The organism is Paraburkholderia sp. D1E, from assembly GCF_052682275.1.
The window spans coordinates 17139-32742 of record NZ_JBQYMB010000001.1 but is presented as its reverse complement, the minus strand read 5'-3'; the positions used below and the strand labels follow the sequence as shown (position 1 = coordinate 32742).

The window sequence follows — 15604 nt, the reverse complement described above, 5'->3', positions numbered from 1 at the left end:
GTTCGTGAGCACGGCGCATGCAGGAAGTTTGCAAGTTACAGAATCGACGAAGCTTCCTCTGTTATCGCAGTTCCCCGACAATCCTGAGATATTCGATGCCAGTTCGTCTCCTGAAGGAGGCCTGCTTCTCGCAGGCAGACAAGGAAAATCGCGTGCGTTGATCGCTCACCTTACCAACGGGCTTCAGGTCAAATGGTCAAATGCGCAGGAACAACCAGGCTGGCCAGCCTACGGCACGAACGCTCTTGTGAACGCGTCAGACGGCGGCTATTGGGCAGTCGGCTACGGATACGTTTCACGTACGGGCTATGACTTCGTTGCACGCTTTGACAAGGCAGGGAAAAGGCTCTGGCAGCGCAATGTGCTCGAGGGTACGTCGCATCGACTCTATTGCGTGCGCGAAACGAGCGACGGCTTAGTTGTGTTGGGCCATGCGACCTTGTATTACCCGGTCGCTGACGACTCGGGTCGCACGATGCCGATTGATGTGCCCTGGCTGGCGAAGCTGGACAAAGAGGGAGCAGTGCTTTGGCAGCAAGCGCTATCCGCAGGAGGCGATACGGTTTTGACCCGAGCGCTCGATGTGGAAAATCCTGCGTGCCGTGGGCTCCAGGTCGCCGATTCCGGCACCATCACGGTCGCGACCACAGTAAGGGAAGTCCAAGGTACGAACATCATTTCGGGACATCTGGTCCTACCGAGTCATTACAGCGAAGCGCCCGCAGGCACTTTGGTAGTTCAGACTAACTCCGCCGGACAAATATTGCATACATTCAGAACGCAAGCGGCGGATGAGGCATTTCTGTTTCCAACTCGAAACGGTCTGTCACTGGTCGAGCACATGAGACCTGGAGTGAGCTCGGGGGACACGGGTCATTTAACAGTTATTAACGTCCTTACGCTCGCAACGAGTGTAATAAGATCATCGGGTGTTCGCGTGACCGAGTTCGACGATAGCTTGAACGCCCTAAAGACTGACGAGGTCAAGCTCCCCGCCTTGTCGAATAGGCTCTCCGCCGTTGAACCCGCTTCGAGTGGTGGCTTTTTTGTCGCCGGATGTGATTCCAATTCGGTCAATTCGATTGGCCTCATCAACCCTTCGGGATCGATTGTCACGCTCCAACAAGTCTTTGCTTCCAATCGGGCTAACCAGTGTGCAAAGATCGGCTTGGCGCGCGGCACGAATGACGGCGAGTTGATGGTCCTATTCGCAAGTAGTCTCGCGGGAAACATTCTGCTCAAAATGCGCGTGGTCTCGCCCTGAAAGATTCACCGAGCGTGGGTTTGCCAAACCTCGACGGACTATTTGCCTCAGCACGCTATACGCGGGTTATTCCGGAGAGGCTCCGGTTGGCATGCACCGCACTCTGAGCGGCCGGTGCTGCATACTAACCGGACGCGACTTCCCGATCAGCGAAGGTCAGTTCCGGGTCGAACCGAGCCAATCGCATCAGGCTGAGTTCGGCCACGAACGGGCACCCGGCTAAAGACATCAAGCGACTGAAATCTTCCGGCTAATATCCATTCAAAAAGTCCGATGATGAGGCGGTTTTGCCGCGCAGTTGGCCCGATGTCGTCCTTTCCCGAAGCTTACGATTACATATCTGGTCGTGAGGCTTTTCGAGCCGCCTCGGCCCGAAATTTGTCTTGAATCGTGTATAAATACCGATCGCGCAGTGCGACATAGCAACCAATTGATTTTCCCTCGGGACGATGGGCAAACAGATAGACGATATTCCGCTCGCGCAACGCAGGGCTCTTGCCGCCAGGCTTCTGTTGAATGGCGAGGGTATTAGCGAAGTGTCCAGGAAGGCTCGACTCAGTCTTCCGACCGTGAGCAAATACAAGGACCTGATAGAAAGGGGGGGAGCTACCGCCCTTGCTCGCTTTCCCATCCAGGGGAGTACTCCCCGACTGGACGATGCTTCGGAAAGCTGGCTCGTTAGCGCCATCAAGCACTCACCTGGCCTTCACGGCTATCCAGGGCCGACGTGGACGATAAGCCAACTGCGCGAATTGATCTTTCGGCGTTTCGGAGTCCAGTTTTCAGCCTCGCATGTTGGCTACCTTGTTCGGGGTTACGGCCTCGCATACCGACTCACCTATTCAACTTCAGAAAAGGCGTCGGCTACTACCGCGCAGAAATCGCAAAGCGACGTCTATGCCGCGCGTCGAAAAATTGCTGCGAAAATGTTGCTGGATGGGGACAGTGTCGAGCGCGTCTCGAAAGCGCTCAACATCAGCGTGCGCACCATTACAAAATACAGATCAATGGTAGTTGCTGATGGGGTTGAGGCTGTTGAACAGATCAAGTCATCCGGGCGCAGTGCTACGCTTGGCCCCGAAGCCCTCGAGTGGCTAAGGGCGGCATTGGAAGGCAGTCCCATGGCCCACGGCCATGAAACCGAACTCTGGCGAAATGGGGATATTCAAAAGCTGATCAAGGAAAAGTTCGGCATTTATCATTCCAGTGGGCACGTGAGAACCGTCGTCGGGAAGCTTGGAATGGACCACCGGATGCGATCGCCGAAGCGGCGCACAGAGGAGGGGCGTTCCCCGATCAATGATGAAACGCTGGTATGGATTGCCGCGGCGCTCAGGCAGTCGCCTCGAGCACACGGCATAGAAGCTGATCACTGGACGAACGCGCGTTTGCGCACCGTGCTTCATCAACGGGTAGGCGTTAGTTATTCTCGCGGATATATCTGGGAAATCGCCGCCCGTGCCGGCGTGGCGGACCTGCTTACAAGGCGCCGGGGCTGATCAATTCTTTCTGGCGCTGACCACAATTGTCCACCCAACTAGTCGTCTGCTTTAGCGCGAACTCTGGCCCGTCGATCATTTACGACGGGCGGCGGTAGTGGGTCGAACCGAGCCAATCGCATCAGGCTGAGTTCGGCCCAGACTGTGTCAAAACGGGCGGCCACAAGAAATAACGAAACCGGCCTCATCGGACGTTGCAGCTTTTCGATTGCGACAAGCCGAACGAAACCCGGCGAACAGTTGCAAAGGTTCAACAACCCCATGCGGGCATCACGCCCGCATTGCCGTTATAAGCGTTTCCGAACCGAGTAACCGGATCACTCGCTTCATGTTGTACGCCAGCACGTGCAAGCTCATTTCAGTGCTCACTCGTTCGATGGTCCGCGTGAGGAAATGAGTGGCCCCCATCCATGCTTTGATCGTGCCGAAGGGATGCTCGACTGTCTGCCGCCGGGTCCGCATTATCTCAGGAGCATGATCAAGTCGCGCCTGCATTTCTTCAACAAGGGTCTCGTGCTCCCAGCGGGTCATACGCCGCTCAGTGCCCGGCGTGCATTTCTCTTTTAACGAGCACTGCTGGCAATTCGAACTCCAATACTTGCCCAGCTTCAGAGCACGCTCTACTGTCCAGCATCGCCAGATGAGCCGCTCACCGGCCGGACACCGATATTCGTTCGTTTCCGGGTTGTAAATAAAATCATCCCTGCTGAAACGGCCATGCGCCGTGGCGGTTGATGTCACCGTCTTTGCCACGAATACGGTGATGCCAGCTTCATGGCATGCAAGTATCTCTTCGCTCTTGTAGTAGCCTCGATCCGCGATCGCAGTGAGTTTGCCTACACCCATTTCCGTTCGGGCAAGCTTCGCCATCGACGTCAGTTGATCACGGTCAATGCCGTTGTTAGTCACCTCGTGCGCGACGATCAAATGGTGTTTCGTATCCACTGCCGTCTGGACGTTGTAGCCGACAACGCCGGTCCCACGCGTCTTCATCGAACGCGCGTCCGGGTCGGTAAGCGAAACCTGTTTGTCAGGTGTCGCGTTCAGTCGCACCTCGATCTCTTTGAGGCTTCGCATCTGCTCCTTCAAGGCCGCAATCTTGTCTTGCAGTCGCTCCGTCCTGACCTTCGCGATTGCCGGCTCCTGACGATCCGCTGTGTCCATTGCCTCGAGATAGCGAGCGATACTTGACTCGATGTCGCGCATGCGTCGTTCAAGCTTCGCGCTCGTGAAGTTACGGTCGCGGTGGTTCACCGCCTTGAACTTGCTGCCGTCAATCGCAACAATCGCTTCGGCGAAGAGGTCCAGACGCTGGCACAGCACGACGAACTGACGGCAGACGCTACGGATCGCTTTGCCGTTGTCTTTACGGAACCGCGCAATGGTCTTGAAGTCCGGTGCCAGGCGGCCCGTGAGCCACATCAGTTCGACGTTGCGCTGGGCCTCGCGTTCAAGGCGGCGGCTCGACTGAATACGGTTCAGGTAACCGTAGATATAGATCTTGAGCATCACCTCGGGGTGATACGACGGCCGACCAGTCAACGCTGGTTGGACTCCTTCAAACCCAAACTTATGAAGATCAAGCTCATCGACAAAGACATCAACTACGCGCACGGGATTTGTGTCCGTCACGTAGTCATCGAGCGCTTCAGGGAGCAGAGAGCTTTGTGTACGATTGTCGCCTTGAACGAACCGTTTCATGTTGCTCAACCCTTGCTATCGGATGGTAAATTTTAACGCGCCAAAATGCGTTTTGACACAGTCTGGGCCAGGAACAGCCGACCGCGTATCTGCATCGATTGTCAGATGACGGCATAGATGCGGACATCCGCAGTCAACCCCGGTTTTTGACGCTGGCGTTTAACACAGCACGACATTGACAGCGAGTCCGCCGCGGGCCGTCTCCTTGTACTTCGACTTCATATCCGCGCCGGTTTGCGCCATTGTCCGGATGACCGAATCGAGCGATACGTGATGACGGCCGTCGCCATTGAGTGCCATACGCGCCGCGTTTACCGCTTTGACTGCACCGATTGCGTTGCGCTCAATGCACGGAATCTGCACCAGGCCGCCTACAGGATCACAAGTCAGTCCGAGGTTGTGTTCCATGCCGATTTCGGCAGCATGCTCGACCTGCTCGGGCGAGCCGCCCAACACGGCCGCCAGCGCACCAGCCGCCATTGACGACGCCACGCCGACTTCTCCCTGACAACCTACTTCGGCCCCGGATATCGACGCATTCAGCTTGTACAGCATGCCGATGGCACCCGCTGTAAGCAGAAAGTCGCCTATGCCATCATCGTTCGCACCTTCGATAAAACGCGTGTAATAGTGCAGCACCGCAGGCACGATGCCACTCGCGCCATTCGTCGGCGCAGTGACGACGCGGCCACCCGACGCGTTTTCTTCGTTGACCGCCATTGCGAACAGGTTCAACCAGTCCATCCGGTCGAACATCGCGTCGGCGGTGGCATCGCGTGAAGCGAGGGCGCGATATAAAGCCGGTGCGCGCCGTGCAATGCCAGATTGCGGCAGCATGATGCCATCCGGACTCGTCGGCGCCGTGCAGCCGCGTTGCACGCACTGCTGCATGGCGTCCCAGATGCGTATGAGGTTGGTACGTACTGTTATCGCGTCGATGCGGGTGCACTCGTTTTCAAATGCGAGCCTGGCGATCGATAAACCGCTTTCGCGGCATCGCGCGAGCAACGTGTCGCCGGAATCGAAGGGATGGGGCGTCATGTCCGCGTACGAATCGACGAGCACCTCACCTTCTCTGACGATAAAGCCGCCCCCTGTCGAATAGAACGTCGCGGTATGCAGCAACGTGTTTTGAACGTCGCATACGCTGAGCGTCAAGCCATTGGCGTGAAACGCAAGACGGCGCGATAGAAACCGTATGTCACGAGCCGGGTCGAACCGCACGCGGTGTCGTCCGAGCAAGTGCAACATATGTTCGCGGTTGACCGTGTCGAGCAGCAACCGCGCGTGGTCGGGTTCGACCGTATCGGGCGCTTCGCCGAGCAGGCCCAGCAACACACCGTCATCGGTCGCGTGACCACGGCCGGTCGCGCCGAGCGAGCCATGCAAATCGACACGCACTGCCGCAACCCGTGTCAGTATGTCTTTCGTCGCCAGTTCGTCGGCAAAGCGGAGCGCGGCACGCATGGGGCCGACCGTATGCGAACTCGAGGGCCCTAGGCCGATTTTGAAAATATCGAAAACGCTAAGAGATGCAGTCATGTCGTTGCCCGGACAACTGTGATTGAACGCGGCATATCACGCGGTACGTTCACGCAGTCGCAGCAGCGTGACCCACGTGATGACGAGACACGCAAACACGTAGTAGCCAGCCGCCAACGGACTGCCAGTCTTGACGATCAGCGATGTCGTGACGAACTGTGCCGTACCGCCGAATAGCGTGACGCCGATCGCATAGGCGATCGAGAAGCCGCTCGCCCGCACCGATGCCGGGAACATTTCCATGATCAACACCGTGCTCGCTACGCCACCGAGTCCCATGAGCGCCGTTATCGTCGCGCAGACGGCCGCGACGGCGTACACGTTCGGTACATGCACGAGCATCCAGAACGCCGGCAGGCAAAACACCAGACCGAGCGTGGTCGTGGCGACGACAAGCGGTTTGCGACGCGTGATGCGGTCTGCAATCCGGCCGCCGGCGAACGAAGCGATGGCGATCGTCAGCGAAGAGGCGATCGCCGCGGTGAAGCCTGTGGAGGCCGGATAATGCATCACGCGGCTCAAATAACTCGGCATGAAGTAGACGACCACGTACATCGTCACGGTCTGGCTCAGGATCATCAGGACGGCTGTTGCCAGTTGCTTCGGATGTTGCGTGACGAGCATCCGGATAGGGCTGGCGTGTGTCTGCGCAGCGCCGCCGTCGTGGCGTTCCGGAAGATGGCGGCGGATGTAATAGCCCACCGGTGCAATCAGCAGGCCAATCAGGAACGGCAGACGCCACCCCCACGACGACAGTGTTTGCGCGTCCATCAAACGGCTCAACAACAGACCGCATAGCGCGCCGAGAATGGCCGCCGCACCCTGGCTCACGCCCTGCCAGCTGACCATGAAGCCACGTTGTTTCTGCGCGCCCGATTCCATCAGATAGGTCGTCGCTGCGCCAATTTCGCCGCCCGCTGCGAAGCCCTGCATCAATCGTCCGCAAAGCACGATGAGTGGAGCCGCCACGCCGAGTGTCGCGTACGAGGGGCACAGGCCGATCGCCGCAGTGCCCGCCGCCATCAGCCAGATGCTCATCGTCATTGCGGCGCGACGGCCGACACGGTCCGCGAAACTCCCGATCAGCATTGCGCCAAGCGGCCGCGCGAAGAAGCCCGCCGCGAACGTGCCGACCGCAAACAGCAGCGACCCGAGCGGATCCTTAGCCGGGAAAAAAGCGCTGCCGATATAGCTGGCAAAGAAACTGAATACGGTGAAGTCGAAAACTTCAAGACCGTTGCCGAGCGCGGTGGCGAAAATCAGCGTGGCTGGCGAGGGGACGCGGCTGGCGGCGGGACTCGCCGCAGCCGAAGTGACAGTCGATTCGGACAGGCTCGTGTGCACGTTAGGCGCTCCAGGAAGTAGATCGGTATGCCCGATACTCTCTGGTCAGAAACCGCATGACAAAGTCTGTTTTCTTGGGGCTATGCGGTTCTGTTATAGCTCGTGCGTCATGAGCCGAAAATGCTGTCCCGTGGGTCGAAACTCAGACGGTCCGATGCGATCCGGTTGCGCAACCACAGCGCGAAATCGCGCGCCGCTGCGGTCATGAGATCGCGATCCGCATAAGCGAGCCGCACGCTCATACGCGGCATCGCTTCCTCTACCTCGATTCGGCGCATTGTGCCATCGTCAAAAAATTTCTGGAGAAACGGGACGGCGGACTCGTTCCAGATCGCAATTGCGCCGAGCCGGCGCGCGAGTCCCAGATAGAGCATGGCGGACGGGCTGCGGATAATTCGCTCGGGCATGGGCAGACCTTGCGATTCGAAGAGCACGGTGACGAAACTATTGCTGTCGAGTATTAGGTCGAAAGTCAGCCATGGCAGCTTTTGAAGTTCGGCAATTGTCAGCTTGACCGGCCCGGTATAGCGATCGCTGATCGACAGCATCATCCCCGCCTGGTACAGCATTTCGTTGCCGTAGGGGAACGAGTCGTTATCGCTGAAGTGCGTCAGCACGCCGATGTCGATTGAGCCGTCGCGCAAGCCTTCTTCGATCTGCTGCGTGCGTAGTTCGATGATCTTTAACTGAACGTTGGGTCGCGCGCTTGCAAATTCGGCGATGGTTTCCACCAGCGCGGCAGTGGCGGTCGGCGCCGTCAGTCCGATCGAAAGACGTCCGTTGAGGATGCCGCGTGTCGCGTCGACATCTTCGTAGATGCGGCTTACTTCGCGGTCTATCGCGCGGGCCCGCTTGACGATATGGATAGCGTAATCGGTGAGCGTCGCGCCGCGTGCGGTGCGGATCAGCAGTGGGATGCCGAGTTCGTTTTCCAGTTCACGGATGGTCCGGCTCACCGCCGGCTGCGTCAGACATAGCCGGCGCGAGGCCTCCTGGATACTGCCGGACTCCGCTACTGCCTGTAAGGCCTGAAGGTGCTTCAGTTTCATTTCGTCTGCGAAAAATGCGAGATGCCGCCATCTCAACCATGAGGTAGCGGCGTTTTTTATCCAGCTATACCAAAACAGCATATCTGGACAAAATTCGCATTGAGGCGATTCTTTCGTCCGTCGCGACTCAATTCGCGGAATTATCCGGCCACCGTGCCCCGGCCCGCGATAGGAGGCTTCTCGCCTTCAGGAATCGGGCTGACGTATGGTTCGCCGCGACGACGCCGTTCGAATTCCTTCTGAGCGGCCTCGATCAATGAATGGTCGCGAAACAGATCGATGGCCGTCGACGCGATAGTCTTCGCGGCCAGCACCATACCCTTGTGCGCGATCGAACTCTTGCCTTGTGACACCCACTGCCACGAATGCGGCGACGTTCCGAATGCGAAACATGAGGTCATACACTGCGCGGTCGGTGTCACCCAACTCACGTCGCCGACATCGGTCGAGCCATGGATCGTCATCGCGGCGGCGGGATCGAAGCGGTCGATCGTATCGAACAACGGCTTCGGGTTGCGCCATGCTTCGGTCAGCATGCGGCCCGCCATTTCGATTTCCTCGCGGCGCGTGGTCTTCTGCATCGCGTCAGCGAACGACAGGTCGGTGTCGTCGTAGGCGGGTGTGCCGAGCCGTTCCAGGTTCTTGTGCATCAACTCGTTGAGCGGCGTGTTCAACAGAATGTTCGAGCATGCCGAGTCGAATCGTGCTTCCACGCTACATCCGGTCATCATCGCCGCGCCTTTCGCAATTGCGTCGACGCGCTCGTAAAGTTCATTCACCTGGCGGTTTTGCGGCGCACGGATCATGTAAAGCACTTCGGCGTTGGCCTGCACGACGTTCGGCGCGGAGCCGCCGGCGTTGGTGATCGCGTAGTGGATGCGGGCGTCGGGCAGCATGTGCTCGCGCAGGAAATTGACGCCGACGTTCATCAACTCCAGCGCGTCCAGCGCGCTGCGGCCGAGATGCGGCGATCCGCCAGCGTGTGCGGAGATGCCGGTAAACCTGAAGTAGACCTGCTTTACGGCCAGCGCGTTGATGTTCATGATCGCGTTCATCACGCCGGGGTGCCACGTCAGCGCGGCGTCCACGTCGTCGAACAGGCCGTCGCGAACCATGAAGGTCTTGCCGTAGCCGCCTTCTTCGGCGGGACAGCCGTAGAAGCGCACGGTGCCGGGCAGCCCTTCACGTTCGAGATAGTCCTTCACCGCCACGGCCGCGAAATGCGCGCTGGTTCCCAGCAGATGGTGACCGCAACCGTGACCATTCCCGTTGATGATTTCGCTCGACGTGCGGCATTCGAGTATCTGACTTTCCTGGCTCAGACCCGACAGCGCGTCGAACTCGCCCAGAATGCCGATCACCGGCCCACCGTGACCCGCTTCGGCGACAAAAGCAGTGGGAATGCCGGCGACGCCGCGCCTGACCGTAAATCCCGCCCGTTCCAGGTACTCAATATGCGCAGCTGATGAATTGAACTCCGTATAGCCGAGTTCGGCATATTCCCAGATCCTGTCCGATAGCTGGATGTAGTGCTGCGCTTGCGTATCGATGAAACGATCCGCGTAGACCTGTTGGATTTCCTGCTGCATCTGGTGTGCTCCTTCATGTATTGCGGCTGCAAAATGGCCGCGTAATTGGCGGTACTCCCGACCTGTATGTCGTCGGATGAGTACCGGTTAGAAGTTCGTGTACATGCCGAGCGTCACGCTCGTGACCGTATGACCGTTGCCGACCAGCGTCGAACTGGAGGTGGAGTCGTAGTTGTAGGTGAGATCGGATTTCGGCCCGTTTTTCACGAGACCGAACCGCGCATAGACGGCGGTGCGCTTGGACAGGAAGTGATCGATGCCGAGCGTCGTGCCGTACGCGTAGTCCTGTTCGATGGCCGTGTCGCGAAAGCCGAACGACGCGCGCAGCAGATTGCCGTGCCACATCTTCTGCGCGCCGACAATGTAGAGATTCGCGATCCCGTCACCCGCGAATTTGGGCACGGTCCGCAGATACGCGGCCTGACCGACGAGCGGGCCGAAATCGTGCACCACGCTGGCGATATAGTTATCGGTGCGAGTCGCCGCGGCGACGCTCGATGTTCCCGTGCAGCTTCCCGCCACGGCCGGATCGCACCATGTCTGGCCGTACGCGAGATATACCGATGATCCGAAGCCCGCGTAACTAACCGCCGCGGAGCGCGCATGGACAGCGGGTCCGATCGACTGATCCGATTTGAACGAATAGCTGACGTCCGCCTGAAGGCCCCCGATTCGGGGCGTCACATAGCGGATCGTATTGTTCAGGCGCGCGTAGCCGTCGGTCGTTGCACCAGTGCCGAGATCGGACGCGCCAGCGAGATACGCGAAAACTGCGTCGTGCGCGTTCACATAGAACGTGTCGGCACCGAGCACGGCCGTACCCAGAGACGTGTATTGACGACCCAGCGAAAGCTGACCGTATTCGGGATTGGTGATGCCGACAAAAGAGCCGCGATTGAAGAACGAACTGGAGTCCTGCACCGCGCCGTTGTTCGCGTAAAAGCCTGATTCGAGCCGGAAAAATGTGGTCCATTGGCTGCCTAGATCTTCCTGGCCATAGAAACCGAACTTCGACGTCCACACGTTGCCACTCTGCTCGCGGACAATCGATTTGCCGCCCGCATTTATGTAGTTGATGGCCAGATCGACGCTGCCATAGAGCGTGACGAAACTCTGTCCTGAAGTGACGCCGAAAGCGGACGGCCCTACCCCGATTGCGATAGGTGCCAATACAGCCTGGTACTGGCTTTTGGTTGCATTCTCATCGAACGGGATGCTTAGATCCTGTGCTTGCGAGCTAACCGGCAGGCAGCAGTAAAGCACCGCTAGTGACGTCAAAAGCGGATTTTTCATGGATCCGGATCGTATATGGACGGGTGGCTCGGTGTGATCCACACGATGGTCAGCAGACGCTGTTGTACGGTTGCCTGTGTCGCGACGTGCAGAATTCACGTGCACAGGTTCTCTGCCCAATATTGACTGGGCAAATCACATTTTCTTGGGGGTATGTTTTTTCGCTATATGGCAGAGCGGCAACGACGATCCCTGGCGTGGGCACTGGGGCCGCTGACGGGCGTCACCAATCCGGCTATTAAGAACAAGTGATCAACATCAACGGCCGCTTACGAGGCTAATTTGGACACCCGGATATGGAAGGCGTGCGGCCGCTGCGGGTCGCGTGCGGCCGATCACAAACTCGCGCGGTTCACATTGTGTATGCCGTTTGCATGAGGCAGTGATCGGCCATGAAGCGTCATTCGCACGCACCTTCGCTCGGACATTCAGACGGCCGTTCCACCCAGGAAGCGGCCATTGACTTCGCGATATTGAGCGTTGCTTGATCGGCCATTGCCGACGTCCAGGCATCGTCGCCGGAGAGGCCGCTACATGTTCCTTTCCCGACGTTCGCACAGGGGCAGCGCGAATATAAGCTCCCGCCGCAAGCGTAGGCGAAGTTCACCTCCGAACGGACCGCGGGCCGGGCGCCACCTAATCGACAGCCTTAAGGTGTAGTCATTTACTCTTTCGAGTCACTCGGCAGGTCATCGACAGAGCGATCGCTTGGTCCCGCGCGCAACAGGGACTCAATTGGGAAGTAACCGTCGCACGAGTTCCGGAAACCGGGAAGTGTTGATATCGTCGACGAAACTCGCTCGCAGTGCATCCGCTGCCGGACTGAGCGATCTTCCCGCAAGTTCGACAAATCCCACGGTGCGTTCGATGCGCGGCGCGTCGAGCGGGATGAAGCGCAGCGTGTCGCGATAACGTTGTTTCGCAAGGTAAGGCAGGACGGTGAGCCCGACGCCGCTTTCCACTGCGGCCAGCAGCGTGGTTGTATTGGCAATGAAGATTTCGTCCTGTTGGGCCGCTGCTTCGCGCACTGCGGAAGGCAAAGCGCGCATTGTGCCATTGCCGATCAGCCGATACCCCGACAGATCGCTCCATTCGACCCGGCGTTGCCTGAAAAGCGCGTGTCCGGAATTCACGACCACGCACATCACGTCTGCGATCAGCGGCGTAAAGCTCAACGCCGCTTCGGACTCGGGGGCACTGGCGATGCCGAAATCGATCGCGCCGGAGCGCACGCGGTCGTGGATGTAAGCGGCCGTGCCGTCTTCGACGTGAAGCTGGATGCCCGGATAACGTGCGGTGAACCGGCTGATCGCGCGCGGCAGCATTTCGTGAGCGACCGATGGCACGGCGGCGACCCGCACGCTGCCGCCACGCACTCGCGCGACGTCGATGGCTGCGGCGATCGTGCGTTCGTAGTGCTCGACGAGTTTCCTCGCTTCGCCATAGAGCATGGAGCCGAACGGCGTCGGCGTCGCATGGCTGCCCTTTTCAAAGAGCGGTGCACCGAGCGCGGTTTCCAGTTCCTTGATGGATAGCGACAGCGCCGGCTGGCTGCGGAACACGGCCTTCGCTGCAGCCTTGAAGCCGCCATGCTCGATGACGGAAACGAAGTGCCGCAACTGCGCGATCTTTACATCCGGGAACCGGTCCATGGCTTAAATAAGTTTTTCAAATAAATTTATCAAAACAATTGGTTTTGATTATTTTACAGCTGTTTCTAGAATCGGTCTCATGTCAAACGCATAGAGATCGATGATGAATCCTCAGACCTTTTTGAACTGGATCGACGGCCATTGGGTGGCCGGCGAAACGGTTGTCGAGAACCGCAGTCCGTCCGACACGAACGACCTGATCGGCTGCTACACGCAGGCAACCAGCGCACAAGTGCATGCAGCCATCGCGGCCGCAGCGGCGGCGCAACCCGTCTGGGCCGCGACCGGGCTCGAAAAGCGGCACGACGTGCTGCGGGCCATCGGCGACGAGCTGATCGCGCGCAGTCAGGAACTGGGGCGGCTGCTGGCGCGCGAAGAGGGCAAGACGCTCGCGGAAGGCGTCGGCGAAGTCTACCGGTCAGGGCAGTTCTTCCATTACTTCGCCGCCGAGGTGCTCCGTCAGTTAGGCGGCAAGGCCGATTCGGTTCGCGCCGGCATCGAGATCGATATCCAGCGCGAGGCGCTTGGTGTCGTCGGCGTGATCACGCCCTGGAATTTTCCCATGGCAACCGCGAGCTGGAAAATTGCCCCCGCGCTCGCGTTCGGCAATGCGGTGTTGTTCAAGCCAGCCAATCTGACGCCCGCCAGTGCCTGGGCGCTCACGGAAATTATCAGCCGCCGGGCGTTGCCTGCCGGCACCTTCAACCTGCTGATGGGCGCGGGCGCGTCGGTTGGCAACGAGCTTGCTGCGTCGCAGTCGGTCAACGGCATTTCCTTTACCGGTTCGGTGGATACCGGCCGGCGCATCGCGGGCGTCGCCGCGCCGAATCTCATCAAGCTGCAGATGGAGATGGGCAGCAAGAACGCGCTCGTGGTGCTCGACGATGCGGACCTCGACCTCGCCGTCGAATGCGCGTTTCAGGGCGCCTATTCGGGCACGGGGCAAAAATGCACAGCCTCGTCGCGGCTGGTGGTGACACACGCCGTGCACCGGCCGTTCGTCGAACGCCTCACCGCCAAACTGCGCAGCGTGAAGGTGGGGCGCGCACTCGACGACGGCGTGCAGATGGGGCCGGTGGTTGATGCGCGCCAACTCGAACAGAATCTTCGATACATCGAAATCGGCAAGCGCGAAGGCGCGCGGCTCGTGCATGGAGGTGAACATCTCGCGCAGCCCGAACGCGCGTATTGCATGTCGCCGGCCTTGTTCGACGATGGCCGCAACGACATGCAACTCAATCGCGACGAAGTGTTCGGCCCGATTGCCTGCGTGATCCCCGTGCGCGACTACGACGAGGCGCTGGCTGTTTCGAACGATACGCCCTTCGGTCTGACGGCGGGCATCGTCACGCAATCGCTCAAGCACGCCACGCATTTTCGCCGCCACGCGCAGGTGGGCTGTGTGATGGTGAATCTGCCGACTGCGGGAACCGACTATCACGTGCCATTCGGCGGTCGCAAGTCTTCGAGCTACGGCCCGCGCGAGCAGGGTCCTAATGCAGCTGAGTTCTATACAACGCTGAAGACTTCTTACACGCGCGCCTGAACGGACTGGGAAACGCCATGAGCCTCCATAACGCTTTGCTTGTCATCGACGGCACGCAGTACTCGAACTGGAACCGGCAGATTTTTGAAGAGATGCGTGCCGGCGGCGTGGCCGCGGTCAATGCAACGATCGTCTACTGGGAGAATGCACGCGAAACGCTGTCGCGTATCGCCGAGTGGAACGCACTGTATGAGCGTCATAGCGATCTCGTGATGCCGGCACGCACGATGGACGACGTTGCACGCGCAAAGCGCGCCGGCAAGATCGCAATTCTCTACGGATTGCAAAACTGTTCGCCGATCGAGGACGATATCGGTCTCGTCGAGGTGTTCCGCGATCTCGGCGTGCGCACCATGCAACTGACGTACAACAACCAGAGCCTGCTTGCGACAGGCTGTTATGAGTCGTCCGACAGCGGTGTCACCCGATTTGGCCGCGTGGTGATCGAGGAAATGAACCGCGTCGGCATGATCGTCGATATGTCGCACAGTGCCGAGCGCTCCACGTTGGAGGCGATCGAGATTTCCGCGCAGCCGATCGTGATCAGTCACGCGAATCCGAGCTTTTTCCACGAAGCTAAACGCAACAAATCGGACCACGTATTACGTGCTCTCGCGTCGCGCGGCGGGTTGGCCGGATTCAGCCTTTATCCCTTTCATCTGAAGAACGGCAGCCGTTGCACGCCCGGCGAATTCACCGACATGGTGGCGCGGACCGTCGATCTGATTGGTATCGACCACGTCGGGATCGGTAGCGATCTGTGTCAGGGGCAGCCCTATAGCGTCCTCGAATGGATGCGCAATGGCCGCTGGAGCAAGGAGACGGATTTTGGCGAAGGCAGCGCGAGCAATGCCGCATGGCCCGAACCGGTCAGTTGGTTCCGATCGAGCGCGGACTTTCCAAACCTGACGGCTGCGCTGGAGCACGCAGGTTTTGCCGAAGCCGATATCGCGAAGATCATGGGCGGCAACTGGATGCGGATTCTACGTGACGCGGAAAACAGCCGATACGCGAGCACGCCCGAGACAGGTGAAGCGCAACGCTGCGCAGCGGCTGTGTCCTAGCCGCGCCGCTGCCTCGTCCCAACAATTCAAACTGCGCCGCCTTCATACAACAACGTACTGG

General features: G+C 59.1%; 11 protein-coding genes. 4 read left to right on the top strand and 7 right to left on the bottom strand.

The window, feature by feature from the left end; all coding sequences use genetic code 11:
• Window positions 1-4 precede the first annotated feature (4 nt).
• Window positions 5-1264: a hypothetical protein gene (locus tag ACUN0E_RS00140; protein WP_445565186.1), complete on the top strand. Its 1260-nt coding sequence runs from the start codon at window positions 5-7 to the stop codon at window positions 1262-1264.
• Window positions 1265-1713: 449 nt separating this feature from the next.
• Window positions 1714-2763, top strand: coding sequence for a winged helix-turn-helix domain-containing protein (locus tag ACUN0E_RS00135; RefSeq protein ID WP_445565185.1), 1050 nt, complete (start codon window positions 1714-1716; stop codon window positions 2761-2763).
• Between the two features lie 270 nt (window positions 2764-3033).
• Here ACUN0E_RS00135 and ACUN0E_RS00130 read toward each other — a convergent pair whose 3' ends face one another.
• The 7 genes from ACUN0E_RS00130 to ACUN0E_RS00100 all read right to left on the bottom strand — a co-directional run bounded on the left by ACUN0E_RS00130 (window position 3034) and on the right by ACUN0E_RS00100 (window position 12933).
• Complete coding sequence (locus ACUN0E_RS00130) at window positions 3034-4464, bottom strand: IS1182 family transposase (RefSeq protein ID WP_445565184.1); 1431 nt, start codon at window positions 4462-4464, stop codon at window positions 3034-3036.
• A gap of 159 nt (window positions 4465-4623) precedes the next feature.
• Entirely contained in the window at window positions 4624-6006 is a 1383-nt protein-coding gene (locus ACUN0E_RS00125; protein WP_445565183.1) for an L-serine ammonia-lyase, read from the bottom strand.
• 36 nt (window positions 6007-6042) lie between these two features.
• Entirely contained in the window at window positions 6043-7350 is a 1308-nt protein-coding gene (locus tag ACUN0E_RS00120; protein ID WP_445565182.1) for an MFS transporter, read from the bottom strand.
• A gap of 107 nt (window positions 7351-7457) precedes the next feature.
• On the bottom strand, window positions 7458-8399 hold the full coding sequence (locus tag ACUN0E_RS00115; protein ID WP_445565181.1) for a LysR family transcriptional regulator: 942 nt from the start codon (window positions 8397-8399) through the stop codon (window positions 7458-7460).
• 140 nt (window positions 8400-8539) lie between these two features.
• Window positions 8540-9988 carry a M20 family metallopeptidase gene (locus ACUN0E_RS00110; protein ID WP_445565180.1) on the bottom strand — a complete coding sequence of 483 codons (1449 nt, stop codon included), beginning with the start codon at window positions 9986-9988 and terminating at the stop codon, window positions 8540-8542.
• A gap of 87 nt (window positions 9989-10075) precedes the next feature.
• Window positions 10076-11281, bottom strand: a complete 1206-nt coding sequence (locus tag ACUN0E_RS00105) for a porin (RefSeq protein ID WP_445565179.1) — start codon at window positions 11279-11281, stop codon at window positions 10076-10078.
• A gap of 731 nt (window positions 11282-12012) precedes the next feature.
• Window positions 12013-12933 carry a LysR family transcriptional regulator gene (locus ACUN0E_RS00100; RefSeq protein ID WP_445565178.1) on the bottom strand — a complete coding sequence of 307 codons (921 nt, stop codon included), beginning with the start codon at window positions 12931-12933 and terminating at the stop codon, window positions 12013-12015.
• Window positions 12934-13033: 100 nt separating this feature from the next.
• Between ACUN0E_RS00100 and ACUN0E_RS00095 the strand changes: the two genes are divergently transcribed.
• Together ACUN0E_RS00095 and ACUN0E_RS00090 are read left to right on the top strand one after the other, a co-directional pair.
• Window positions 13034-14479: an aldehyde dehydrogenase family protein gene (locus ACUN0E_RS00095; protein ID WP_445565177.1), complete on the top strand. Its 1446-nt coding sequence runs from the start codon at window positions 13034-13036 to the stop codon at window positions 14477-14479.
• Between the two features lie 17 nt (window positions 14480-14496).
• Window positions 14497-15543: a dipeptidase gene (locus ACUN0E_RS00090; protein WP_445565176.1), complete on the top strand. Its 1047-nt coding sequence runs from the start codon at window positions 14497-14499 to the stop codon at window positions 15541-15543.
• Window positions 15544-15604: the final 61 nt, after the last annotated feature.